Annotated in this window: 21 protein-coding genes; 18 read left to right on the top strand and 3 right to left on the bottom strand. The window is 58.2% G+C overall.

Features of this window, described 5'->3' with window-relative positions:
• The first annotated feature begins 112 nt into the window (after nt 1–112).
• Nucleotides 113–1,564, top strand: a complete 1,452-nt coding sequence (locus IEX85_RS11020; RefSeq protein ID WP_188860648.1) for a DHA2 family efflux MFS transporter permease subunit — start codon at nt 113–115, stop codon at nt 1,562–1,564.
• A 203-nt stretch (nt 1,565–1,767) separates the two neighbouring features.
• On the top strand, nt 1,768–2,976 hold the full coding sequence (gene pcaF / locus IEX85_RS11015; protein ID WP_188860647.1) for a 3-oxoadipyl-CoA thiolase: 1,209 nt from the start codon (nt 1,768–1,770) through the stop codon (nt 2,974–2,976).
• Nucleotides 2,977–3,221: 245 nt separating this feature from the next.
• On the opposite strand, the gene IEX85_RS11010 is transcribed toward pcaF, so the two are convergent.
• A complete protein-coding gene (locus IEX85_RS11010; RefSeq protein WP_188860646.1) occupies nt 3,222–3,665 on the bottom strand; it encodes a PaaI family thioesterase in 444 nt (147 codons plus the stop codon).
• A 274-nt stretch (nt 3,666–3,939) separates the two neighbouring features.
• Here IEX85_RS11010 and IEX85_RS11005 point away from each other — a divergent pair, with 274 nt between their 5' ends.
• The 4 genes from IEX85_RS11005 to IEX85_RS10990 all read left to right on the top strand — a co-directional run bounded on the left by IEX85_RS11005 (nt 3,940) and on the right by IEX85_RS10990 (nt 8,223).
• Nucleotides 3,940–4,929, top strand: a complete 990-nt coding sequence (locus tag IEX85_RS11005; RefSeq protein ID WP_188860645.1) for an NAD(P)H-dependent flavin oxidoreductase — start codon at nt 3,940–3,942, stop codon at nt 4,927–4,929.
• Nucleotides 4,922–5,749 carry an enoyl-CoA hydratase-related protein gene (locus IEX85_RS11000; RefSeq protein ID WP_229721883.1) on the top strand — a complete coding sequence of 276 codons (828 nt, stop codon included), beginning with the start codon at nt 4,922–4,924 and terminating at the stop codon, nt 5,747–5,749. Before IEX85_RS11005 ends, IEX85_RS11000 begins: the two co-directional genes overlap by 8 nt.
• 5 nt (nt 5,750–5,754) lie before the next feature.
• Complete coding sequence (locus IEX85_RS10995; protein WP_188860644.1) at nt 5,755–7,305, top strand: 3-hydroxyacyl-CoA dehydrogenase; 1,551 nt, start codon at nt 5,755–5,757, stop codon at nt 7,303–7,305.
• Nucleotides 7,306–7,431: 126 nt separating this feature from the next.
• Nucleotides 7,432–8,223: an IclR family transcriptional regulator gene (locus IEX85_RS10990; RefSeq protein WP_229721882.1), complete on the top strand. Its 792-nt coding sequence runs from the start codon at nt 7,432–7,434 to the stop codon at nt 8,221–8,223.
• A gap of 171 nt (nt 8,224–8,394) precedes the next feature.
• On the opposite strand, the gene IEX85_RS10985 is transcribed toward IEX85_RS10990, so the two are convergent.
• Both IEX85_RS10985 and IEX85_RS10980 read right to left on the bottom strand, forming a co-directional pair.
• Nucleotides 8,395–9,579 carry an acetyl-CoA C-acyltransferase gene (locus IEX85_RS10985; protein WP_188860643.1) on the bottom strand — a complete coding sequence of 395 codons (1,185 nt, stop codon included), beginning with the start codon at nt 9,577–9,579 and terminating at the stop codon, nt 8,395–8,397.
• Nucleotides 9,580–9,608: 29 nt separating this feature from the next.
• A complete protein-coding gene (locus IEX85_RS10980; protein WP_188860642.1) occupies nt 9,609–11,702 on the bottom strand; it encodes a 3-hydroxyacyl-CoA dehydrogenase NAD-binding domain-containing protein in 2,094 nt (697 codons plus the stop codon).
• 536 nt (nt 11,703–12,238) lie between these two features.
• On the opposite strand from IEX85_RS10980, the gene IEX85_RS10975 reads away from it, so the two are divergent.
• From IEX85_RS10975 to IEX85_RS10920, 12 genes are all read left to right on the top strand, one after another.
• Nucleotides 12,239–13,435 (top strand): acyl-CoA dehydrogenase family protein, encoded by a 1,197-nt coding sequence (locus IEX85_RS10975; RefSeq protein ID WP_188860641.1) that lies wholly within the window; start codon nt 12,239–12,241, stop codon nt 13,433–13,435.
• 11 nt (nt 13,436–13,446) lie between these two features.
• Nucleotides 13,447–14,586 carry an acyl-CoA dehydrogenase family protein gene (locus IEX85_RS10970; RefSeq protein ID WP_188860640.1) on the top strand — a complete coding sequence of 380 codons (1,140 nt, stop codon included), beginning with the start codon at nt 13,447–13,449 and terminating at the stop codon, nt 14,584–14,586.
• Between the two features lie 406 nt (nt 14,587–14,992).
• Complete coding sequence (locus IEX85_RS10965) at nt 14,993–16,078, top strand: porin (RefSeq protein WP_188860639.1); 1,086 nt, start codon at nt 14,993–14,995, stop codon at nt 16,076–16,078.
• A 196-nt stretch (nt 16,079–16,274) separates the two neighbouring features.
• A complete protein-coding gene (locus tag IEX85_RS10960) occupies nt 16,275–16,856 on the top strand; it encodes an enoyl-CoA hydratase/isomerase family protein (RefSeq protein ID WP_188860638.1) in 582 nt (193 codons plus the stop codon).
• A 93-nt stretch (nt 16,857–16,949) separates the two neighbouring features.
• Nucleotides 16,950–17,813: an IclR family transcriptional regulator gene (locus tag IEX85_RS10955; RefSeq protein ID WP_229721881.1), complete on the top strand. Its 864-nt coding sequence runs from the start codon at nt 16,950–16,952 to the stop codon at nt 17,811–17,813.
• 189 nt (nt 17,814–18,002) lie between these two features.
• Nucleotides 18,003–18,944 (top strand): LysR family transcriptional regulator, encoded by a 942-nt coding sequence (locus IEX85_RS10950; protein WP_188860637.1) that lies wholly within the window; start codon nt 18,003–18,005, stop codon nt 18,942–18,944.
• Nucleotides 18,945–19,201: 257 nt separating this feature from the next.
• Nucleotides 19,202–19,579: a hypothetical protein gene (locus IEX85_RS10945; RefSeq protein WP_188860636.1), complete on the top strand. Its 378-nt coding sequence runs from the start codon at nt 19,202–19,204 to the stop codon at nt 19,577–19,579.
• Between the two features lie 234 nt (nt 19,580–19,813).
• Nucleotides 19,814–20,773 (top strand): tripartite tricarboxylate transporter substrate binding protein, encoded by a 960-nt coding sequence (locus tag IEX85_RS10940; RefSeq protein ID WP_188860635.1) that lies wholly within the window; start codon nt 19,814–19,816, stop codon nt 20,771–20,773.
• Between the two features lie 36 nt (nt 20,774–20,809).
• Nucleotides 20,810–21,262 (top strand): tripartite tricarboxylate transporter TctB family protein, encoded by a 453-nt coding sequence (locus IEX85_RS10935; RefSeq protein ID WP_188860634.1) that lies wholly within the window; start codon nt 20,810–20,812, stop codon nt 21,260–21,262.
• Between the two features lie 6 nt (nt 21,263–21,268).
• Nucleotides 21,269–22,771 (top strand): tripartite tricarboxylate transporter permease, encoded by a 1,503-nt coding sequence (locus IEX85_RS10930; RefSeq protein ID WP_229721880.1) that lies wholly within the window; start codon nt 21,269–21,271, stop codon nt 22,769–22,771.
• A 313-nt stretch (nt 22,772–23,084) separates the two neighbouring features.
• Nucleotides 23,085–24,635, top strand: a complete 1,551-nt coding sequence (locus tag IEX85_RS10925; RefSeq protein ID WP_188860633.1) for an AMP-binding protein — start codon at nt 23,085–23,087, stop codon at nt 24,633–24,635.
• Nucleotides 24,636–24,652: 17 nt separating this feature from the next.
• Complete coding sequence (locus tag IEX85_RS10920; protein WP_188860632.1) at nt 24,653–25,843, top strand: acyl-CoA dehydrogenase family protein; 1,191 nt, start codon at nt 24,653–24,655, stop codon at nt 25,841–25,843.
• Nucleotides 25,844–25,867 lie beyond the last annotated feature (24 nt).

Below are 25,867 nucleotides of genomic sequence, written 5' to 3'. Positions count from 1 at the left end.
GATATCACAGGGTGTCGATTTTCCTGGCGTTATTGCCATACGGGCCGGTTTCGCGTCGGCCAAAAAGCCGTTCGCCTCCCTGGCGTATACCGATCGAAAAGAGTGAGGATCGATGCGTACCACTGAGAGCCTGTTCGAGCGCCACGGTGCCCGATACCGCTGGCTGGCGACCGCAACCGTTATGATTGGCACCATGTCCATGGTCCTGGCGTCGACCATCATCAATGTGGCGATCCCGAGCATCCGGCAGGCGTTTGATATCAACCAGGTCCAGGCCCAATGGCTGGTGACGGGGTTCATGGGGGCGATGACCCTTGGCATGTTGACCAATGCATGGTGTGTAAAGGCCTTCGGTCCCCGTGCCACCTATATCGTCTGCATGAGTGTCTTCTTGCTGGCAAGTCTGCAGGGTGCGCTCAGCCCCGACTACAACTGGATGGTGCTGTCACGGGTGCTGCAGGGATTTATGGCCGGTTTCATCCAGCCACTGGCGCTGGTGGTCATCTCCGAGGTCTTTCCGCTGGAGCAACGGGGAAGAGGTATCGGCATCTATGGGTTCGGGGTCATTCTCGGTCCGGCGCTTGGGCCGGCTCTGGGTGGCCTGCTGGTGGATCTGCTGTCCTGGCGCGCGGTGTTCTTCATCACCATTCCCTTCGGTCTTGTCGGATTGGCGATGGCCTGGCCATTTCTGCGCAGCCGGAGCGGGATCGAAAAGCGCCCCCGGCTGGACCTACCGGGACTGGTGCTGCTGGCCGCGACTCTGGCCACCCTGTTCTGGGGGTTGTCCATCGGCCAATGGGAAGGCTGGGGCCAATCCCTGGTCTGGCTGGCGACATCGCTAGGCCTGCTTACCGGCTTCGTGCTGCGCCAGTTGTACTGTCGTGAGCCCTTGCTCGACATCCGGGTATTTCGTTCTGCCGGGTTTGCGGGCAGTGTCCTGGTGGCGGTGACAATCGGTGCCAGCCTGTTCGCAATCACCTATCTGGTGCCGTTGTTCGTGCAGGACGTGCAGGGACGGTCGCCGAGCGCGGCCGGGGCCCTGTTAATGCCTGCAGGATTGGTGATGGCGGCAGTTTTCCCGTTTTCCGGACGACTGGCCGACCGCTTTCCTGCTCCGAAACTTGCACTTGTCGGCCTGTTGCTCATGATTTGCGGCTTGGCGCCGATGCTGGGTGCGAATCAGGAAACCCCGATGTTCATGCTGATGCTATGGCTGTTGATCGGCCGCATTGGCCTGGGCGTGATGATGCCGCCGGTGACAGCCGGTTCACTCAGGTTGCTGGAGCCTGCGCTACTCACGCAGGGGACTGGCGTGGTGAACTGCGCGCGACAGATCGGCGGCGTGCTGGGGGTCAATCTGGCGGCGTTGATGCTGGAACTGAGCGCCAGTTCGGATCTGCTGGATTATACGGACCCACAGGCCATCGTAGCCGGTTTCCAGAATGCCTTTCTAATGCTGCTGCTGCTGTTTCTGGCGGCCCTGTATCCCTTGTGGTTGATGCATCGTGGCACCCAGAGTGTCAGCAAATCAATGACCGCCGTAGAGGTGGTCGAACCTGAGTGAACATGCGTCCGTGCGAATCCCGGTGGCCGGAAGCGGGGCCATCGGTAGCCCTTACGGTACGCAAGGCGCGCATCCCTGGCGTGGCGGCGCCGCGGCTGGAGACCGTTTAGGCGTTGATGCAGATGCGTGAAGCGTCCCAGGACAGCTCCTCGAAGGACCAGCGATACCCACTTCAACAACAATAGCCCTGCAGGAATATCACCATGAAAAATGCGTTTGTCTGCGATGCGGTTCGCACGCCCATCGGCCGCTATGGCGGTGCCCTTTCCGGGGTTCGTGCCGATGACCTTGGCGCGGTTCCGCTACGAGCACTTCTTTCTCGCAATCCCGGGCTCGATCCTGCACTGATCGAAGAGGTCGTGTTGGGTTGTGCCAACCAGGCGGGGGAGGATAACCGCAACGTCGCGCGCATGTCGCTTCTGTTGGCTGGCCTGCCGGTGGAAGTGGCAGCCACGACAGTCAACCGTCTGTGCGGTTCCGGTATGGATGCTGCCGGCATCGCGGCGCGAGCCATCAAGGCCGGCGAGGCAGAGCTGCTGATCGCCGGTGGCGTCGAGTCGATGTCGCGCGCGCCCTTCGTGATGGGCAAGGCCGAGCAGGCCTTCAGCCGTACGCCGAACGGGCTCTACGACACCACCATCGGCTGGCGCTTCATCAACCCGCTGTTGGAGCGCCAGTACGGCGTCGATTCCATGCCGGAAACCGCGGAGAACGTCGCCGAACAGTTCGGGATTGCGCGTGAGGACCAGGACCTGTTCGCCCTGCGCAGCCAGCAGAAGGCGTCTAGGGCGCAGGCCGAGGGACGCTTCGCCGACGAGATCGTGGCGGTAGAGGTGCCCCAGGGGCGCCGCGGTACATTGAGGGTGGAACGCGACGAACACCCCCGCGCCGACACCACGCGGGAAACCCTGGCGGGACTGAAGGCGCCGTTCCGCGCCGGCGGCTCCGTGACGGCGGGCAACGCCTCGGGTGTCAACGACGGTGCCTGCGCCATGATCATCGCCTCCGACGCGGCGGCCCGGCGCCACCAACTGACGCCGCGGGCGCGGATCGTCGGCATGGCGACTGCCGGTGTCGAACCGCGCATCATGGGGTTCGGACCCGCGCCGGCGACTCGCAAGTTGCTGCAGCGCACCGGCGTGTCGCTGGATCAAATCGGCATCATCGAGCTGAACGAGGCCTTCGCCGCCCAGGCGCTGGCGTGCACCCGCGACCTAGGACTCGCCGACGACGATCCACGCGTAAATCCCTATGGCGGCGCCATCGCGCTGGGTCATCCGCTGGGCATGAGCGGTGCCCGCCTGCTGACCACCGCCAGCTACCAGCTACAACGCACCGGCGAGCGCTATGCGCTCTGCGCCATGTGCATCGGGGTGGGGCAGGGGATCGCGATACTGCTGGAGCGCATCTGACGCATCTGCCCCGCAGTCGCGAGCAGTCGCGGCTGCGGGGCCGGAATTCCAGCGACGTTATCATTCGTCATTGCCCTGGCCAGGTTAATGCCCCAGGTTGTCGGCACATAGATGCAGTCGCGCATCAGTAGCGCTGCAGCCTGGCGCCGCCGTATCCGAGTCTGCTGTGCCGTTGGCGCCAAATTGTCTACTGACGGCCCGGCGGCTGGCTGCCGGGCGCATGGCTTGATTGGGTTGGAGGCGGCTTAGAGCGGCCGGTCCGCCGGCGAGCTGCCGGTACGATAACGATGGGTACCCTGGGCTGTGGCAATCAGCACGCCGTGTTCATCGTAAATTTCGCCCGTCGTATTGAAAATGCGCTGACCTCCGCTGATGCGCCGCCCAACTGCCCGCAGCTGACTTCCCCTCGACTGGGCCAGAAAGTTGGTGCTGAGCGATAGGGTGACAGCCTTGCGATTCCAGGTTTTCAACGGGCTGTAGAGTCCCGAATATCCGCAGACTGCGTCGAGCAAGGTGCACAACAACCCACCGTGCGGTACACCGCTGCGGTTGAGGTGTCTCGGATCGAGGTCCAGTACGAGCACCGCATAATCGGGCTCCCACTCGACGAGACGTACGCCTATCAGCTGCTGGAAACCGACCTGCTCTTCCAGTTCGGGCTGTACGGGGGAAACGGGCTTGGTATTCATGTGCGTGTTCCTGTCCTAGATCCGGCTCGGTCTCGAGAGCTGCCTTTAACGCGGTTCCGAGCATCAAGTTGAAAACAAGCTTTGATTATTTAAATATAGAAATGAAGTTTTACTATGCGAAATTATAGTAGTATTTTTGTCTTTTTATTTAAAGTTTTGTTTCATTTTTGGTCTCTTTGGTGTTCGGTTTTCCGTGGTTTACGGACCGGTTGTTTGTATTTGGCCGGTCTGCAAATGGCCTGGCGGCTGACACCGCAGCAACGGGAGTGAGTTGATGGCTTTACCTGAATCCTTCAAGGGCCGGCTGCGGTTGCCCGCCGTGGTCGCGCCGATGTTCCTGATATCGGGGCCGGACCTGGTCGTTGAGTGCTGCAAGGCGGGACTGGTCGGGACCTTTCCGGCGCTGAACTGTCGCAGCAGCGAAGCATTCGAGCAATGGCTGATCGAAATTCAGGAGCGCCTGCAAGCACATGAGCGGGAAGCCGGAAAAACGCCGGCGCCCTTTGGCGTTAATCTGATCGTGCACAAGACCAACGCGCGTTGGGAGGCGGACCTCGAGCTGTGCGTCAGGTACCGGGTACCGCTGGTTATCACCTCCCTCGGCGCGGTCTCCGACCTGGTGGACAGGGTGCACGGCTACGGCGGTCTGGTGTTCCACGATGTCACCAATATGCGTCATGCCCGCAAGACAGTAGCAGCGGGAGTCGATGGCCTGATTGCGGTCTGCAACGGTGCCGGCGGCCATGCGGGTACCCTCAATCCCTTCGCGCTGCTGTCGGAGATCCGGGGCTTCTTCGATGGTACCCTGCTGCTGTCCGGCTGCATCAACGACGGCCGCCAGATCGCGGCGGCCCGGCTGCTCGGTGCGGACCTCGCCTACATGGGTACGCGCTTTATCAATACCGCCGAGAGCCAGGCGGACGGCGACCTGCAGCAGATGATCGTCGATGCCGAGGCGGCCGATATTCTCTATACGACGGAGGTGTCCGGTGTGCCCGGCAACTTCATTCGTCAGAGCATCGTGCGGGCAGGCCTTGACCCTGACAACCTGGCCGGCCGCAATCAGTTGGACTTCGGCACCGAGAAGAAAAAGGCCTGGAAGCACATCTGGTCAGCGGGGCAGGGGGTCGGCGGCATCGGCGACGTGCCCGGCGTCGCATCGCTGGCGGCACGCCTGATCGGCGAATACCGCGACGGCTGCGGTGCGCTGGCGGCCGACGGCTTCGCGGTTGCGGGTGTTCTGTCGGAGGTGGTCCATGGCTGAGGTGACACCGGATATTCTGGTACGCCGCGACGGCGGGGTGTTGTTGCTGACGCTCAACCGGCCGGCGAAGAAGAACGCCCTGACGACGGCGATGTATCAGGAGCTGAGCCATTGGCTGCAGCAGGCCGATGTGGACGACACCATCCGCTGCGTGCTGCTCAGTGGCAGCGGCGACAGTTTCTGCAGCGGCAACGATCTGGGCGATTTCGAGCGGCGCAAGAAGGGGGAACCCTCGCCGGGGATCGCCTTTCTCGAAGTGCTGGCGGCGACGCGTACGCCGGTGGTGGTGGCGGTGAACGGCCTCGGTGTCGGCATCGGCGCCACCCTGCTGCTGCACTGTGACCTGATCTACGCCGCCCGTGGCGCCTGGCTGCGCTTCCCCTTCGTCGATCTCGGCCTGGTGCCGGAAGCGGCGTCGAGCCTGCTGTTGCCGCGGCTGCTGGGGCGGCCGCGTGCCGCCGAGCTGCTTTTACTGGGCGAAAAGCTGGGCGCCGAGTATGCCGCGGACCTCGGTCTGATCAACGCCTGTCTCGACGACGACGCGCTGTTGCCCCATGCGCTGCACCAGGCGCGACGGTTGGCGGACCTGCCGCGCCGGGCGCTGCAGCAGGCCAAACAACTGATCCGCCAGCCCGACGCCGAGACAGTGGTGACGCAGATGCGTATCGAGGCCGAGCACTTTTCCCGGCTGCTGCACTCCGCCGAGGCTGTGGAGGCGCGACGGGCGATTAGGGAACGACGGCGTCCCGACTTTCGGGGCGCAGAAGCCGCAGTGCAATCCAGTGCCGACCGGGCGGCAAGTCTGGCCAAAGAGGATTGACGAGGATGCTGGATATCAACAAACCGGGCCTGACGCTGGCCGTCATCGGCGCCGGTACCATGGGGCGCGGTATCGCACAGCTGGCGCTGGCCGCCGGTGTCAGTGTCATGCTGGCGGATGTCGTCGAGGACACAGCAGTCGAAGCCCGCAGCTTCGTGCTGAAGATGCTGTCACGGCAGGCCGAGAAGGGGCGTCTCGACGCCAATCGCCTGGTGTGGGCCCGGGACGCCTGCATCCCGGTGGCGCTTGACGACGACCGCGCTTTTGCCGGTTGCGACCTGGTGGTTGAGGCCATCGTCGAGAACATCGATATCAAGCAGCGGTTGTTCCAGCGTCTCGAGCGCATCGTGCCGTCACACTGCATCCTGGCATCCAACACCTCCTCGCTGTCGATCACCGAGATTGCCTCGGCCTGCGAAGCGCCCCAGCGTGTCGCGGGATATCATTTTTTCAATCCGGTACCGCTGATGAGAGTGGTCGAAGTAATCCGTGGTGTGCGGACCTCTGAGGAGACCGTGCAGGTACTGGTCGAACTGGCGTATCGTTTTGGCCACCGGCCGGTGCTGGCGGCCGATATGCCCGGCTTCCTGGTCAATCACGCCGGCCGCGGCTACAGCACCGAGGCGCTGCGCGTAATCGGTGAGGGTGTGACGGATGTCGAGACCGTCGACCGCATCATGCGCGAGAGCGCGGGTTTCCGGATGGGCCCTTTCGAGCTGTTCGACCTGACCGGTCTCGACGTCTCTCACAAGGTGATGGAGTCGGTCTTCGATCAGTTTTACCAGGATCCGCGCTATCGTCCGAGCCCAATCGCCGCGCAGCGGGTGCGCGCCGGTCTGTACGGGCGCAAGAATGGCGAGGGTTTTTATCGTTATCAGGACGGCAAAGCGCAGCGCAACGCGGAGGCGCCGATGCCGCCCGCGCGCCCGGTCCCTGTCTGGGTCAGCCCGGCGGTGCCGGAAGGGAGCGCCGAGCTGCTGCGGGCGCTGAGCCATGGCAGTGCACGCCTGGAAGAGGGCGAACGCCCGAGCGACCGGGCAATCTGCCTGGTGACCCCTCTGGGACAGGACGCGACCGGTGCCGCCCTGGTCCAGGGGCTGGATCCGCGTCGCACCCTGGCGGTGGATACGCTGTTTGGTCTTGACGGCCGCCGCACGCTGATGCCGACCGTCACGACGACGGCCGAAACCTGTGAGCTGGCAATGGGGCTGTTGGCCGAGGATGGCACACCGGTGAGCCTGATCCGCGACAGCGCGGGGTTCGTCAGCCAGCGGATGGTCGCGATGGTGATCAATACCGCCTGCGAAATCGCGCAGCAGCGCATCGCAACCCCCGAAGACATCGATGCTGCGGTAACACTGGGGTTGGGCTATCCGCATGGTCCGCTGGCATTCGCCGACGACCTGGGCGCAAGGCGTATCCTGCAGGTGCTGGAAAATCTCCAGGCCTGTTATGGCGACCCCCGCTACCGTCCCAGTGTCTGGTTAACCCGCCGCGCACGGCTGGGGGTACCGATGGTAACGCCGGATTCGGGGCCGGAGATCGCCGGGCGCTGATACTGCGACCTGGCCCGTGAGTGCAGGGCAAGCGTTTCGAGGCCGATATCACGGCAGCCGATGGTGGGGAGTGTGAATGGGTTGTACACTCCTCGACTCATAACAATTGACCGTAATGGGATTTCGATGCAGCAGATCATGAGCTTCCCTCGGGAAAAGGACAGCAGCGATCGCAAATTCATCGAGGCCCTGGCACGGGGCCTCGATGTTCTCAGGGCATTCGGACCGGGTGCCGGACTGCTCGGTAATCAGGAGATCGCCAACCGTACCGGGCTGCCCAAGGCCACGGTCTCTCGTCTCACCTACACACTCACCAAACTCGGTTACCTGAGCTATTCGCCGCAACTGGAGAAATATCAACTCGATGTCGGCGTGCTGGCGCTGGGTTACGCTTACCTGGCCAACCTGCGGGTGCGCCAGGTCGCCAGGCCGCTGATGGAACTGATGGCCAAGCGGACCAAGACGGCCATTACCCTTAGCTGCCGGGACCGGCTCAGCATGATCTACGTCGAAAACGTGCGCGACGAGGAGGCCACCATGCTGCGGGTGGAGATCGGCAACCGGCTGCCGCTGGCGACGACGGCGCCCGGAAGGGCCTATTTAGCCGCGTTGCCGGAAGACGATCGCAACTTTCTGATGAGGTTTCTCGAGGAAAAGGCCGGGGATGACTGGCCGCAGGTCCGACAGGGCATCGAAAAGGCCGTAAGGGACTATGCCGAAAAGGGCTACTGCGTTGCGCTGGGGGATTGGGACCGCAGCATTAATTCCGTTGCGGTACCGCTGCATCTGCACGACGGTACCCTGATGGCATTGGCCTGTGGCGGCCCCTCCTACCTGGTGTCGCAACAGATGGTCGAAGAACAGCTCTGCCATCAGCTGGTGCACCTGGCGCGGGAAATTCAGTCGATCGCGCTATAGCCTGAGCACCGCCTCCCGTCTGAGCACCGGATCGATCCGGTGCCCTGCCATTCAACGCTTTCGATGCCGCAAACCTTTCTGGGTGCGACGAACCGAAAAAAGAGGGGTTGCCATAAGGCAACCCCAAAAGGTGGGCGAACCAAAAGAGAAGGGAGAGCTATCGAGCCGGGGTCATGCGATTTCGAACAGGGCTGCCATGCCCATACCGCCGCCGATGCACATGGTCGTGACGACGTAGCGGGCGCCGCGGCGCTTGCCTTCGATCAGCGCGTGGCCGGTCATCCGGGCTCCGCTCATGCCGTAGGGGTGGCCGATGGAGATGGCGCCGCCATTGACGTTCAGCTTGTCGTTGTCGATTTCCAGCTTGTCGCGGCAGTAGAGCACCTGGACCGCGAAGGCTTCATTCAGCTCCCAGAGGTCGACGTCGTTGATCGACAGACCGTGGCGCTTGAGCAGCTTGGGTACCGCGTAGACAGGGCCGATACCCATTTCGTCCGGTTCGCAGCCGGCGACGACCATGCCGCGGTAAATGCCGAGCGGCTCGATACCGCGTTGCTCCGCCAGCTTGCTGTCCATGACGACGCAGGCCGAGGCGCCGTCGGACAGCTGGCTCGCGTTGCCGGCGGTGATCACACCTTCCTCGCCAACGACCGGCTTGAGGCTGGCCAGACCTTCAAGGGTGGTCTCGGGGCGGTTGCACTCATCCTTGTCGATCAGGACGTCACGGTAGGAAATCTGCTTGGTCTCCTTGTCGACCAGCGCCTGAGTCGCCTCCATGGGGACGATCTCGGCATCGTAGCGGCCCGCTTCCTGGGCGGCGGCGGTGCGCAACTGGCTCTGCAACGAGTATGCGTCCATCGCTTCGCGGCCGATACCATAGCGCCTGGCGACGATTTCGGCGGTCTGCAGCATCGGATAGTAGATGCCCGGATAGGCGGCCTTGAGCGCCTCGTCCTGATACCGGAAGCGGTTGGCATGCTCGTTTTGCACCAGGCTGATCGAGTCGAGGCCGCCGGCGACCATCACCGGCACCTGGTCCACCAGTACCCGTTGCGCAGCCATCGAGATCGCCTGCAGACCGGAGGAGCAAAAGCGGTTGACGGTAACGCCACTGGCACTCACCGGCAGGCCGGCAGCGAGCGCGGCCTGGCGGGCAATATTGCCGCCGGTGGCGCCTTCCGGCAGACCACACCCGAGGATCACGTCTTCGACTTCATCCGGCGCAATGCCGGCGCGCTCGACTGCGTGGCGGATTGCGTGCCCGGCCAGCCGGGCGCCATGGGTGTTGTTGAGTGTGCCGCGGTAGGCCTTGCCAATCGGCGTACGGGCGGTTGAAACGATGACAGCTTCTTTCATTGTTATTGGCTCCTGAAGGCAAAAGGGAATCAGAGATCGGCGAAGGATTTGTTCTCGGCGACCAGTCGCTCGAGTAGCGGTGCCGGCTTCCAGATGTCGCCGTAACGGGACTGGAATTCGCGGATCTTGTCGAGTACTGCCGGTAACCCGATCTCGTCGGCGTAGCACATCGGGCCGCCGCGGTAGACCGGGAAGCCATAGCCGTTGACCCAGACCACGTCGATGTCGCCCGGACGCTGGGCAATACCCTCTTCGAGAATCAGTGCGGCCTCGTTGACCAGCGGATAGATCAGGCGTTGCACGATCTCGTCGTCGGTGATCTGGCTGCGTTCGATGCCCAGCTCTGCGGCGGCTTCACGGATCACGTCGTCGACTTCCGGATCGGGAATCGGCGCGCGCGAACCGGCGTCGTAGCGGTAATAGCCCTTGCCGGATTTCTGGCCCAGGCGGCCGAGCTCGACCAGCCGGTCGGCGACGGCGCCTTCCGAGGCCGGTATATTGTCGCCGCGCTCGCGCCGCTGCTGACGTATGCGATAACCGACGTCGAGGCCTGCCAGGTCGCTCATCGCTATCGGTCCCATCGCCATGCCGAACTGGTGGACGGCCTTGTCGATCTGGACCGGCGATGCGCCTTCCAGCAGCAGGGTGCCGGCTTCGCGACCGTAGCCCTTGAGCATCCGGTTACCGATGAAACCGTCGCAGACACCTGCGACCACGCCCACCTTGCCGATACGGCCGGCAAGTTTCATCGAGGTGGCGAGCACCTCGTCGCAGGTCTTGGCGCCCCGCACAACCTCGAGCAGACGCATCACCTGCGCAGGGCTGAAGAAGTGCAGGCCGACGACGTCTTCGGGGCGGCCGGTAACCGCGGCGATCTCGTCAACGTTCAGAGTCGAGGTGTTGGTCGCCAGGATGGCGCCGGGCCTGCAGACTTCGTCCAGTCGCTTGAAGACCTGGTGTTTGATCTCCATGCTTTCAAACACGGCTTCGATCACCAGATCCACACCGGCAAAGTCGGCATAGTCGAGGGTGCCGGTGACCAGCGCGGCGCAGGCGTCGGCCTGTTCCGCCGTCAGACGTCCTTTCTTCCTGCGGTCCTGGTAGTAGTTGCGGATGGTGGCAAGCCCGCGATCCAGTGCCTCCTGCTGCACCTCCAGCAGCGTCACCGGAATACCGGCATTGAGGAAATTGATGGCGATGCCAGCCCCCATGGTGCCTGCACCGATGACGCCGACGCTACCGATTTCGCGTATCGGTGTCTCTTTCGGCAGACCAGCAACGTTCGAGGCTTCGCGGTCTGCAAAGAACAGGTGGCGCTGTGCTTTCGACTGCGGCGAGCTGATCAGCTTTACGAACAGTTCACGCTCGGCCTCAAGCCCCTCGGTGAAGGGGAGTCGGGTGGCGCTTTCCACCGCATCGATGCAGGCCTGCGGCGCTTCGAAGCCGCGCTGCCTTTTCGCTGTCGCCTGGCGGTAGCGGTCAAAGAAGCCGGCATCCAGTGCACCGCTGTCGACCGCCTGTTCGCTGCAACGTCTTGGCGCGGCGCCGGAGTCGGCCAGCTCACGCGCAAAAGCGATCGCCTCTTCGGTCAGGTCGGTGACGGCGATGCGGTCGACCAGGCCGATTTCCAGCGCCTCGGCGGCCTTGACCTGGCGGCCGGAGACGATCATGTCGAGGGCTTTCTCGACACCGATTACGCGCGGCAGACGCTGGGTGCCGCCGGCACCGGGCAGCAGGCCGAGTCTGACTTCCGGCAGGCCGACCCGGGCCGCTGGTGCGGCGATGCGGTAGTGGCAACTGAGCGCCGTTTCCAGGCCGCCACCGAGCGCGGTGCCGTGCAGGGCCGCGACGATGGGCTTGCCGACCGAGTCCATGAGACTCAGGACGTCCGGCAGCGAGGGGGCCTTCATCGGCTTGCCGAATTCGGTGATGTCAGCGCCGGCTATAAAGGTGCGGCCTTCACATCTGAGTACGATTGCCTCGACCTCGGTGTCCCGGTCCGCGGCGCTAAAGGCTTCGGCGAGACCTGAACGGACCGGGTGCGACAGCGAATTGACCGGTGGGTTGTTCACGCTGATCAGGGCGATCCCGTCTTGTGTTTCGTACTTAACTGTTTCGCTCATGGTGATCTCTCAGTCGGCTGTTGGTTGATGGGCCTTTCTGACAGCAACTGTCAGGCGGCCACTAACGACTGGTCCCGATACTACAATTCGATACTGTTAATGTAAAATATGATTTCGCACAGCGGATCATCTTTCTGTGTATGGTTTTGCCAAAGCGTCATGGTTGCGATGCCGGACAGAGACGCCAGCACCGGCGATGGTTCACCCGATTCGACTTGGAAAGTCGTGAAGCGGGTACGGTTTTTGGTGTTGTGAACAGGGTTTATCGGGTGATTATCGCCTAATAATGCTGTTTTCAGTGTCTTTTCTGATCGTTCGGTGGAAGCTGGGGTTGTTGGCTGCCGGTATGAAGAGGAGGCATTCCGTGGGATCTACATCCGTCTTTTGTGAGTTCCCCTGGGCGAGATCGGCAGGAGGTACTTGCTGGCAATATGATTTATTAGTTTCGCTATGTGAAATTACAGTTCGCTTGTTGATTTGATATTTTGTTGGTGTTACCTTGCCCTGACGTTGGTTAAGACGGGTTGGTTAACGAGATGAATATCGATTTCACAGAACAAGAACTGGCCTTCCGGGAAGAGGTGCGCGCCTTTTTCCGTGAGGAGTTGCCGGAGCAGGTAAGGTACAAGATTGACAACGGGCTGCGTATCAGTCGGGATGACCAGGTCGCCTACCAGAAGGCACTGCATGCGAAGGGGTGGGCCGGGGTCAACTGGCCGGTCGAGTACGGCGGTACCGGCTGGAGCTCCGCGCAGAAGTACATCTTCTTCAATGAGGCTGCCGAGGCCGCGGCGCCAAGGATCATTCCCTTCGGCCTGTCGATGGTGGCGCCGGTCATCTACACCTTCGGCAGCGAGGAGCAGAAACAGCGTTTTCTGCCGGACATCCTAGCCAGCAACGTCTGGTGGTGTCAGGGTTATTCCGAGCCCAATGCGGGCTCCGACCTGGCGGGCCTGAAAACCAAGGCTGTACGGGACGGCGATCATTACATCGTCAACGGCACCAAGACCTGGACCACCCTCGGCCACTATGCCGACTGGATTTTCTGTCTGGTGCGCACCAGCGATACCGGTCGCAAGCAGGAAGGAATCTCCTTTCTGCTGATCGACATGAAAACGCCGGGCGTCACCGTCAAGCCGATCATTACTCTGGACGGTCGTCGCGAGGTCAACGAGGTCTTCTTCGAGGACGTGCGTGTCCCGGTCGAAAACCTGATCGGCGAGGAAGGCAAGGGCTGGACCTACGCCAAGGTCCTGTTGACCCACGAACGAACCAATATAGCGGGCGTGGCCCCGTCCAAGCATCGCCTGAGCACGTTGCGCAAGCTCCTCGACAACCCTCCGGCGGGCATGGGTAACCTGCGCCAGAACAGCCTGTTTATGGCACGCGTAATACAGGCAGAGGTGGAACTGAAAGCGCTGGAATTCACCGAACTGCGCGTGCTCTCCGCCGTGTCGACCGGCAAGGCCCCGGGACCCGAATCGTCGATCCTCAAGATCAAGGGTACCGAAGTGCAGCAGATGATCGACGAACTCTACCTCGAAGTGGCGGGCTACTACGCGCTCCCGTTTGTCCCGGGGCAGTACGAGGACGGCTATGACGGAGTGCGCATCGAGCCACATTTCGCACCCGATGTCGCACCGCACTACTACAACAACCGCAAGGTCACCATTTACGGCGGCACCAACGAAATTCAAAAGAACATCATCGCCAAGGCGGTGCTGGGGCTCTGAGGGAGACAACAATGGATTTTGCACTGAACGACATCCAGCAGATGCTGCAGGACAGCGCTGCGAAGTTCATAAAGAACGACTATGACTTCGAGACCCGTCGTGCGCTGACCGAAAGCGAGCTTGGCTACAGTCAAAGCAACTGGCAGCTGTTCGCCGAGCTGGGCTGGCTGGCACTTCCGTTCGCCGAAGAGTTCGGAGGTATGGGGGGCGACCTGAGCGACCTCGTGGTGCTGCAGACCGAACTCGGTCGTGGGCTGGTGGTAGAGCCTTTCCTGTCCACGGTGATTCTGTGTGGCGGTCTTATCCAACGTCATGGCAGCGATGCTCAGAAGGGCGAGCTGATCGAGAAGGTCCTCGCCGGGGAGCTCAAACTGGCCCTGGCCAGTGCAGAGCCGCAGGCTCAGACTCGTGTCGAGGACGTCGCGACCACTGCGGTAGCCGATGGCGACGGTTACCTCCTGAATGGGCACAAGTGCGTGGTGCTGGATGCCCATAGCGCCGACATGTTGATCGTTGTCGCCCGTACCGGAGGGGTGGCGGGGGACCGGGACGGTATCACCCTGTTCCTGGTCGATCCGAATCAGGCCGGTGTGGAGCTTTTTAATTATCCAACCAACGATGGTGGGCGTGCTGCAGAGGTGCGTCTGAACCGGGTGCGCGTTTCCGCAGGTGCCCTGCTGGGTGATAAGGACAACGCCTTCCCCGCGCTCGAGGCGACTTTCAATCATGCGATCGTGGCGCTCAGCGCTGAAGCCGTCGGCATCATGGACAGGCTGCTCGAAGCCACCGTTGAGTACTGCAAGGTGCGCAAGCAGTTCGATCAGCCGATCGGTAACTTCCAGGTGCTGCAGCATCGCATGGCTGAGATGTTCATCGAGTGCCAGCAGGCCCGCTCGATGCTGTATTTCGGCGCGATTACCGCAGCGGCCGGCGGCGAGGAAGCCGCGCGCGCGGCAGCACTGCTCAAGGTCAAGATCGGTAGTGCCGGGCGTCTGGTAGGCCAGCAGGCGGTGCAGTTGCACGGCGGCATGGGGGTTACCGATGAGCTGGATGTCGGTCACTTCTTCAAGCGTCTGACCATGATCAATACGCTGTTCGGTTCCCAGGACGAGCACCTGCAGCGCTTGGTCTTCAAAGCCCAGGCGGCTTGAGGCTCAACTGTTTGGCGAGGTAACAGTCTGACGCCTCGCCGACCGGTAATGCGGCAGTCGCGCGGCGGTTACTCGGTAATCGCCGTCGATTGTCCTGAATTCAAGGACTCCGAGTAACACACTCATGTCGATGGGGGCGCTGACTGAAAATTACATCCTGGCCCAGGTAAGGGGGGCTGAATACCGAGGTTCTAAAGCCTATCCCACACAGTGGTAATTCCTTTAAGAACTCTTCCTTAGAGAGTTTGACCGAATGCTTGGCGTTTATATAAAGGTGATTTTTTGTATTGCGCCTTAATAATCAAGGTTCTCTTTGGTTGGGACTTTGTATCTCTAATTAAATTTCAAGTTTGGTGCATGATTTGTTTTTAAAAATATTTTTTTAAATTGATGGATGGATAGAAAAATGTTAAAAGAAAATAAAAAAAACTTACTGTTGACATTGCCTGTAGTAGGATTTAGTTTCTGTTCGAATGCCTACGCCATTGATGTGCCAGAGTCATTTGAATATCGGCTTTACGGTCAAATAAATCAGATTCTGATGTTTGCCGATGATGGGGAAAAGAGCGAACAGTTTATTTCGGACAACTCCAACAGTGCATCTCGTCTTGGGGTAATCGGTAAAGTTGATACCCCAGAAGGGTTTGAAATAGGTGCTCGCCTGGAAGCAGGCTATGCACAAAACCCATCAAACATGGTCACAATGGAAGCTCGCACCATTGATGCAGAATTTAAAGCACGCCAAATCAATCTACATATTGGTGGTGATTTCGGTAAATTAACTTTAGGTCGGACGGATGGCGCGAACAATGGAAATGCAGAGTCTGATCTCTCGGGCACTACGCTCGCTCTGTTGCAGAGTCCAGTAGGTATCGGTGCTCGATTGCAGTTTCAAGATGATGGAATGTATGGGCCACCAGTCGCTTTAGTTTTGAACCACCAGGATTTTGAAAGCCGGTACGATCTGATCAGATATGACACACCAGAAATTGGCGGAGCAGTCATTTCGGCCAGTACAGGTATTAAAGACGACAATGACGTATACGAGATTGGGTCCAAGATCAAGCACAAGTTCGAAGGTGGTAGCCGGTTAAGCGCTGGGCTAGGTTATTCCGCCGAAATGAAAGATGGTGTTGCAGACAAGGAAGAGACTTATGGTGGCTCTGTATCCTGGTTGTCAAGCAATGGATTTAACGTATCTTTAACGGCAACGCGAAAGGTCGATGATGACGAATCAAATCCTGATGCAGATTATCGATCGGTAAAAATTGGCTACAAGAAAGGCAGGCACGCAGTTGCTGCGATTTACGGACAGGGTTCTGATCAAGGTAAGGAAGGTGATGATGCAACCTACGCAGGCGTCGGTTACCTTTATGGCGCTGCCAAGTGGCTGCAACTTTATGGTGCCTACACAGTGCAATCTCTTGATAGAGACGGGCGCGATTACGATGATATAAACATCGCATATGCTGGCGTGAGAATTGGCTTCTAAGGCTATAGTTGATTCTACTTATCCACCCTTTATTGTCCTTGCCGTTTTCCGGCTTTCAGCGGGAAAACGGCTTTTTAAAGAAATGTCGATTTTTCTTATGCAGATGCCTGTCATGTCGCTGAAGTCCCGTCCTCGTGACTGACTGCATTGCCATCGATTCCCGGTCACGACATGGGGGATGAGGAAACGCAGGATAATGAGAGCACTTGTCAGTCTGGAACTTAGCGGAAACATTGGCGTTATCCGTGTTGACAATCCTCAGGGCAACATGCTGTCCCAGCCTGTCCGGGCGGGACTGCTTGAAGCGATAGAACTGGCCGGCCAGACCAGCGAAATAGGCGCCGTCGTGCTGCTTTGTGAAGGAGATACCTTCATTTCAGAGTCGAACGGGCCAGAGTTGGATACGCTGACGCAGTTCTCATCACTGCAGTCGGTCGTCACTGCTTTCGAACGCTGCGACAAGCCCCTGATATGCGCGGTTCAAGGCAAAGCCTCCGGTATTGGCCTGGACATCGCGCTGGCGTGTCAGTATCGAATCGCCAATCGCAATACCCAGATCGTCCTTCCTTGGGCCAGAGCTGCGGTGACGCGTATGGCGAAGTGCTTGTGCAGGCCAATTGACGCCGGGTTGGTGGGGCGTTCGATCTGCGCGGACGACGCGCAGGAGTTCGGAATCTTGCACCTTGTGGTCGAAGAGGACGCTCATACCACCGCGCTGGCTATCGGTCAGTCGCTTGCCGTGCGACTGCCGGCGGAGAACAAAATGCGCTTTCCCTAACGTGTATCGCTCGCAGCAGCCAGGCACAGCCAATCTCGTTCTGACCGTTTCTGGCGGGCGTTGCGATGCACAACTTTCGAAATGCGGAACAAGTTGGCGGATATTACGTTTAATAAAGGTTGTATACTACCGTTTTCGGAAAAGCTAACCGCAGAAAAGGTTCTCATGCAGCCGATCCTAGACTTCCCGCGAGAGAAAGACAGCGACGATCGCAAATTCATCGAGGCCCTGGCCAGAGGCCTCGACGTTTTACGTGCTTTCGGGCCCGGATCGGGCCTGCTTGGAAACCAGGAGATTGCCAGTCGAACCGGGCTGCCAAAGCCCACGGTATCCCGTCTGACGTATACGCTCACCAAGCTGGGCTACCTGAGCTATTCACCGCAACTGGAAAAATACCAGCTGGATGTCGGCGTCCTAGCGCTGGGATATTCCTTCCTTTCCAATCTCCGGGTACGCCAGGTCGCCAAGCCGTTGATGGAATTAATGGCCAAACGTACCAAGACTGCGATTACCCTAAACTGCCGTGACCGGCTCAGCATGATCAGTGTCGAAACCGTACGAGACGAAGAGACAACGACGCTACGCCTGGATGTCGGCAGCCGTGTGCCATTAGCGACCTCTGCTTCTGGACGTGCCTATCTGGCTGCCTTGCCGGAGAATGACCGTGACTTTCTGTTGCAATTCCTCGAGGAGAGGGCCGGTGACGAATGGCCGGTTATCCGAAAGGGTATCGATCAGGCTCTGAAGGATTACACGGAAAAGGGCTACTGTGTTTCGATCGGCGACTGGGATCGCAGCGTCAATGCGGTCGCCGTACCGCTGCAGCTGCAGGACGGTACGCTGATGGCGCTGGGCTGCGGGGGGCCCTCCTACCTGGTATCGCAGCAAATGATCGAAGATCAGCTGTGCCACCAGCTAATTCACCTGGCGCGGGAAATCCAGGCCGTCGCACTGTAGCGAACAGTGCGCAGTGCCCGCTCCAGACTCCGATGGATTGCCGGCTCGTCATTTTAGGGGAGCCCCGGTTTTCATAAGCTGGATGGTTAGCGGGACGATTCAATATCGCTATAAGCTGCGGTTTTGCCGGAACCGACCCGTATCATTGGGCAGTGACGTAGCAGAGCTGTTTCAAGATGAGTGAGCGTAATGAACTTCAAGCATCTTCGGTCACTGGTGGCCGTTTGGGAAGAGGGTAGTTTTTCCGCTGCTGCGGCAAAGCTTAACATCGTTCAGCCGGCACTGAGCCAACACATTATTGCTCTTGAGCGTGAATTTGAGGCGGAGCTGTTCAAGCGCACGCGCAGGGGGGTGGAAATTACGCCGACGGGGAAGCGTCTGCTAAGCCACGCGTTGCTGATTCTCAAAAATGCGGAGATTGCCAGAAACGACATCAAAGCATCGCTGTGCGATGAGCCGGTCGGCGAGGTGGTTGTGGCGTTGCCGTTCACCATGGCGCATTACCTAGCACCACGATTGATTTGTGCGGTCGAGGAGTCGTTTCCCCGCATTAGCATTCAGGTTGTCGAGGGCGTGAGCTCGGAAACCGGTAGTGTCATAGATACCGGGAAAGCGGAGATTGGCGTGGTTCCCAACGCGGCCGAGCTTGAAAATGCTGACGCCATTCCCGTGCTTCAGGAGCACTTCTGCCTTATCGGTCTCCGGGGGCGTCCGGAAGACTCGAAGGAACCGGTGACCCTCTCTGACGCAGTCAAGGCACCTTTGGTTCTGGGAGACAGGCAGTTGAGCATGCGACGTGTCCTGGACGAGCAGGTGCTCGCCATTGGCGCTTCACTCAACCTGCGCATGAGTCAGAATTCGCCGCGCACGCTGAGCGGCCTGGTTGATTATGGCATGGCATGTACCATTTCCAATTTGGTCAGGGCCGGCGGGCGGCAGAGCATGTCCCGTGACTATTTCGTCCGCAGGATCGTCAGTCCGGAAGTGACTCGCACGATTTCCCTGGCCTGGCCCCGCAGCCGCTCGCTATCTCGCCCCGCCGCCTGTGTACGTGATGTCCTTATGGAAATCATGCAGAATGCCATTCGCCTGGGCGACTGGGAAGGAGAACTGATCGTGACAGATCGGTGATATCAAGAAATATGATTGCAGGTACTGCGAATTAAAATTTTATTTTGTTTTGTTGTACAGGTAAGGTGGCTTTCAAAGCAAAGATAATAGCCTAAATGGCCCTCGGATCGTGCAACCCATTTACCGCAATGAGTGATCCGCTCGAATCCCGGCAATCTTTCTGCTTCTCTTCTTCTGTTAATCCACCCGCGCGTCTTTTGTGCTGGTGTGGCCGATCAACTGCCTAAAAGCCATAGCGGAATATCGGAGACAAAATAATGCATCAGCAAACCCATATTGCATTAAGCCCTACTTTGCCACCTGAGTTTGCCGGCCCTCTGGCGATGTTGGGACACCTGACTGTTGCGTGCCGGGAAGTCACCAATGGTACACGTGTTTATGCCTGTACCGCAGAAGACCTGGTCGATGAGAACCTAATCAGCAGGCTGCCATCGTCACTCGAGCTCATAGCCATCGCCGGTAGCGAAACCGCTCATGTCGATCTCGAGGCAGCGAGGGCCCGCGGCATCAAGGTGAGCAATATCCCCTTGGCGGCGCGGGACACCGCGCTAAGCCTGAAGGCGAATATTGCGGCTTTTATTGACCGTGGGTTTCCCTTGAACGGGGTGCGAGCACCCGAGCAGGACAATCTGTAGCGCTGCTTATGTTGGCGGAAGTCTAACATAAGTGATTGAATATAAATGACTTATTGTGGGAAAAGTTCGTCTTGATTAAATATGCGGGCCAGGCCCCATGGTCTGATGAGTGTGTTGATTATAGGTATCATAATAAATGATACGAGTGATCATGAAATAGTTTTTTATTTTGTATTCGGAGCCAGATAAGGTGGTTCTGAAACTAACAATAATACGACAACAAGGTGCCTCGTTATGCTATTCCTCACCCTGAGCGGAATCTCCGCACGCATCCTCGCCGGAGCTTTCTCCGTTTCACTTCTTCTTTCCTTTTCCGGTTTGTCCTTCGCAGAGGCGTGGCCGGCCAAACCCCTTACCCTGCTGGTAGGCTTTGGTGCCGGCGGGGGAGCCGACACGCTCTCCCGGTTGGTGGCGCGTGAGCTGGAAAAGGAAATAGGGCAACCGGTGGTTGTAAAGAATGTAGCAGGCGGGGGGGGAGTTGTAATGGCCACAAAGCTGAAAAACTCAGAGCCTGACGGATATACGTTCGGCCTGGCTTCCAACTCCTCCTTCGATAGCATGCCTTGGTTTGCAGAGCTTGAATACAAGGCTGATGACTTCGATTACCTCACGACCGTCACACAACTGCAAAATGCCATAGTGGCCAGTGGCGATGCACCATTTAACTCTTGGGATGAAATGATTGAATACGGTAGAAGTAGTGGTTTGACTTTCGCTTCTATCTCGCCTATTACTCGCAGATTTATAAATCTGGTGGCTGAAAAAGAAGGTGTCAAAATCCGCATCGTTCCAATGCGGGGTGGGTTGGAAATAATGAATAGCCTGATTGGAGGGCATGTCGATATTGCATGGAGTGCAGGTGTTCACCAGGCCTATTTATCAGATGGGAAGTTGCAGGTTCTCGCTGCGCTGAATGATGAGCGGTTGAGCACCTCGCCGGAAAAGCCGACCGTGCGCGAGCTGGGTTATGACAAGTCTTATACAACTTATTTCATGTTTTCAGCCCCAAAGGGCATACCTGAAGCTATTTTAAATAAGTTGACTGATGCTCTGCGAAAGGCCAGTGCTTCCCCGGCCGTAGCCGAGCTTGCAGAAGATCGTATGGCGTTTCCCAACGTGGTGCTTGAACCTGAAGCACTGAAAAGCTTCGTCCTCAATAACTCGGATTATTATCGAGAAGCATACCGTAAGTGATATCGTCATTCCTTGTCTTGTTGGAGTTGAAAAACCATGACAGAAGATAAAGTCGACTTCTGGGCTGGTGTGGTTATTGTAATTGCAGGTCTTTTCGTTACCTTATATGTAATCCCGTTTCATGTGGATAGTGGATTTGGTTTCGGCTTGTCGCCTAGATTCTTTCCTTACATCTGTTCCGTAGCAATTACAGCTCTGGGCGCTTTCCTGGTGTTTTTCAGGGTGTTTGGGAAAGAAGAGGGGGAGGTCCGTTCGCTACTGACAATCAAAGTTTCAGGTCGCCTTGTACTCTTGGCGGGCCTGTTGGCGTTGGGTCTTCTGGTAATGAATATCTGGGGTTATCTCCCCGGTGGGATGTTTCTGGTTGCAGCATTCATGATTGCATTAGGAGAAAAACGTCTATCCTGGATCATTCCCACGGCTGTTGGCTGGCCTCTGTTTCTATGGCTGCTTTTTGAAAAACTTCTCGAGACTCCTTTGCCGGGTTAAATCGCTATGTTAAACGACATTCTATTAGGTTTATCTGACGCGCTGACGTTAACAAATTTCCTCTATATTGCGGCGGGAGTGCTGATAGGACAGGTGTTTGCGGCAGCCCCCGGGGTTGGAGCGCTGACCGCTGTCACCATTGCTGTTCCGTTTACCTTCTATTTGAACCCCGTTACTGCGATCGGGTTCCTGGTGGGTATCAACAAGGGAGGGACACTCGGTGGGGCTGTCTCATCCATCCTCATGAATACACCGGGGTCACCGGAGGCGACGGCAACCGCATTCGATGGTTACCCGATGGCAAAAAAGGGCCAGGCGCTTAAAGCGTTGAGAACCGCTCATTTTTCCTCGGTGACGGGTGATGCCATCAGCGACATGGTGCTTTTCCTGGTCGCGGCACCGCTGTCGATTCTAGCGCTCCAGATGGGGCCTGCCGAGATGGCGGCAGTGGTTTTGGTGGCGCTGGTCGTGGTTGGGGGGCTTGTCGGGAACTCCATTGTAAAGGGGCTGATTGCGGCCTTTCTGGGCGTGCTGTTCAGCCTGGTGGGTACCGACCCTGAAACCGCAGGTGGTCGCTTTACATTTGGCATTCCCGAACTGATGGATGGTCTTTCCATCAGTGCCGTCGGCATTGGGGTTCTGGCGCTGGGTGAGATATTCCGGCAGATGGTTTTCCACGGGGATGAAGCGAACGGTTCTGCCCAGGCTGCCGAACTCGGAAGCCGGGAAGCCAATCGCTTTCGCTGGCGGGATTATCGCTCTGTGGCACCGACAATATTCAGATCATCGGCTATCGGTACCATTATCGGAGCCATCCCAGGGCTCGGGTCCACCGCAGCGGCATTCCTGGGGTACAGTTCAGCCAAACGAGCGGCTCAGGACCCGGAGTCATTCGGCAAAGGTGATATTCGTGGCGTGGCTGCTACAGAAGCTGCCAACTCAGCGGTTGTCGGAGCAAACTTTATTCCATTATTGTCCTTGGGGATTCCAGGAAATGTAGCGGCCGCTCTCATTCTTGGCGCCTTCATAATTCACGGTATTTCACCAGGTCCACAGTTATTCGCTGAACAATCCAGGCTGGTTTACGCGCTTTTCGGGGCCATGATGATCGGGACCTTCTGTAACCTTTTCATCGGCCTGTTCAGCATGAGGCTTTTCTCAAAGTTGATTCAACTGCCCTTGGTGTTGGTGCTTCCTTGCGTGGTGTTATTGTGCGTCACGGGAATCATTGTTGCGTCAAATCTTTTTGGTGCCTGGTTGCTGGTGGGGTTTGCGCTAATGGGGTTCTTGATGCGAATCCTAAACTTCTCTTTTGTTACCTTCATTATCGGTTTCGTGCTGGGTCCGATGTTTGAGCTGAATATTCGTCAGACTATTCTTCTGTCTGATGGCAATATTGGGTTTTTGCTCACGCGTCCGATCGCCTGCGGATTTATCCTGATGGCGCTGTATATCGCCTGGAGGTTGGGGAAACGTCGGAAGTTGGGAGCTCCGCAGCTGTCCATGTAATCGTTAATCGGAAGAATACAACAGGTCGATTTGTCTGTGAGGTTCTTTGTATATTGCGCCCCGTTGAGTGGGCGCAATATCCGGTCTTCTTGATAGCTTGATCATCTTGTCGACAGAAATTACACCATCAAATTACTCACTCGATTCTGAAGAAGATTTCTTCGGATTTTTATCGTGTTTTTCCGTTTTAGGTTTCACGGTAGGTATTTTTTTTGATAATACCTGAGCAATAAAAATAATATTTTTATTGGTCTGTTTATGTCGGCATTATTTGAATACGACTCTGTAATATGCCGAATAAAAGGAGATAAAAATGAATCTCGGTCGATTTATCAGTCGCAGCGCCCGTTATTGGTCAGGTGCACCTGCCGTTGCCGATAAAAGGGGCTCTATCACCTACGCGGAATTGGACCAGCGCTCCAGCCGCCTGGCAAATGCCCTTCTGGGCCTCGGCCTCGAGCCGGGTGATCGTGTGGCGATGTATTCGCTAAACCGCACAGAGCTGGTGGAGATAGAAGTGGCGCTTTACAAGGCCGGTTTGGTAAAGGCGCCTTTGAATGCTCGACTGTCTCTGGATGAAGCAATTCACGTCATCGAGGATGCCGATCCACGGGTGCTGATTGTCGGCCCGGAACACGCCGAGCAAGTCCTTGATCGGCAGCGTGACCTGCCTTCGATTGAGCACATCGTGGTGATCGGCAAATCGGGCGAAGACCACTATGAAGGACTGCTCTTCAAGGGCGCGTCAGCGTCTCCTGATTTTGACCTCGACCCCGAGGCTCCCGCTGTGCTGCATTATACTTCGGGATCTTCAGGGCGCCTGAAAGCGGCCGTGCAGACCTACGGAAATCGTATGGCGCTGATACGAAAATCGTTCATGATTCCTGAGTCAAGGAGTAAGGTCACCGAAAAAATGGCCCATGTCGGACCGGTCACTCATGCCAGTGGTATGCAGATCATGCCGGTGTTGCTGAATGGCGGATGCCACTACCTGATCGACCAGTTCGATATCGAATCTCTGCTTGCCACAATTGAACGTGAAAAAATTACCCGCTTTTTTGCCGTCCCAACGATGATCTACCGTCTGCTGGATGCGCATCAGGGAGGTAAGTACGATCTGTCCAGCCTTAACCGCATAACTTATGGTGCGGCTCCAATGGCACCACCACGCCTGCGCGAAGCCATCGAGACATTCGGTCCGATTTTCACACAGGGGTACGGTGCAGGTGAGACAACGTCCACCATCACGTCTCTTCTGGCATCGGATCACGTCCGCGGCCTGGCAGACAAGCCGGAACTGTTGGCGTCCTGTGGCCGCGCCTTCGGAGAATCTGAGGTCATGATCGCCGATGACGACGGAAACCCGGTGGCCAGCGGCGAGCCGGGCGAAATCCTTGTGCGCGGTCCCGACGTGATGCAGGGCTACTGGCGTGCACCGGACCTGACTGCGGAAGTACTGAAGGATGGCTGGTACCACACCGGCGATGTCGCCACAGTTGATGAGGAAGGCTTCTTTTTCATTATCGATCGCAAGAAGGACATGATCATTTCCGGCGGTTTCAATGTGTATCCGGCCGAGGTTGAGTCGGTTCTCTTCAACCATCCCGCCATTTCAGAATGCTGCGTTGTCGGGGTGCCGGACAAGGAATGGGGCGAGAGCATTACGGCCCTGGTCGTGCCCAAGCCAGGCGCATCGGTTTCGGAAGCCGAGCTCGCGGCATTTTGTACCGCCCGTCTGGCCCGTTTCAAGAAACCGAGAACCTTCCAGTTCACCGAGGAGTTGCCCAAAAACCCCAACGGCAAGGTCGCTCGCCGACTGGTACGGGAAAAATTCTGGCAGCAGCAGGACCGGAAGGTCGGTTAACATGAGGGGACGTCACCATGTTTGAGATATTTACAGGATCGGAAACCGGCGAGCAGGTACGCCGTGAAGCGCAAGAGTTCATCGAGAGCTACCTCAAACCTCTCGAGCAGGAGCACGGAATTACCTACGAAAGCGTGGTGCCCATCGAGCTCTTGCGGCAAGTGTGGAAAGCCTCGCGTGAAGCGGGGCTTTACGGAGCCCAGCTGCCGGAGGAACTCGGCGGCCGGGGACTGAGCGTTTACGATTATTGCCTCCTTAAGGAGGACATTGTATCCGCCGGCGCGAAACTCGGATCCCATGTACTGGGGGAACTCGGCGGTCCTCCGAGGGTGGGCCACCTGTTTAAATTCGCCACTGAAGAGCAGCTGCACTCGCACTTCTTGCCCGTCGTCCGCGCCGAGCGTACCTGCTGTTTTGCGCTGACCGAACCCAATGCCGGGTCCGACGCGAGCCGGCTGGAAACCAGGGCCGTGAAGGACGGTGACCACTTCGTACTGAACGGACAAAAGCGTTACATCTCCGGCGCTCCCTATTCGGATTTTGCGATTTTAATGGCTGTGACGGACCCGGATGCTGGCGCCAAGGGGGTTACGGCCTTTCTGGTGGATTTCGATATGCCGGGAGTCTCACTGAACAGTGACTACATGCCGATATCCGGGCAACGAAGTCACGCTGATATCCACCTGGATAATGTCCGGATACCTGCAAGTCATATTATCGGTGGACTGGGTCGTGGCTTCCTGCTGGGCATGTCGCGCATCAACGTCAACCGCTTGCTTCACTGCCCCACTATGCTGGGTCTTGCCCGGCAGGCCTTGATGGAGGCCGTGACCTATGCGTCCAGACGTGAGCAATTTGGCACTCCAATCGCCAGCTTCCAGGCCATCCAGCACATGCTGGCCGACATGGCGACGGAGCTGCATGCGGCGCGCAGTATGATGTTCGACGTCGCGGCCCGATTGGATCGCGGGGAAGATACCCGTGAAGCTTCATCGATGTGCAAGCTTTACTCCTCGGAGCGAGCCTTTCAGATTGCTGATCGAGCCGTCCAGATACACGGTGGTGCTGGCTTGATGAAGGGGAGCAAGGTTGAGTGGATTTTCCGTGCGCTGCGCATGTATCGCATCGTCACCGGCACCAGCGAAATCCAACGCAACACCATTGCCAAGGGGCTGCTCAAGGATTTGAAAGCATCCACGAGCGTTTAATTACAAGGCCCTCAATCCAAACAT

Origin of the sequence: Marinobacterium nitratireducens (genome assembly GCF_014645375.1) — a bacterium.
Classification (GTDB): Bacteria; Pseudomonadota; Gammaproteobacteria; order Pseudomonadales; family Balneatricaceae; genus Marinobacterium_A; species Marinobacterium_A nitratireducens.
This window is presented reverse-complemented; position numbering and strand designations above follow the sequence as displayed.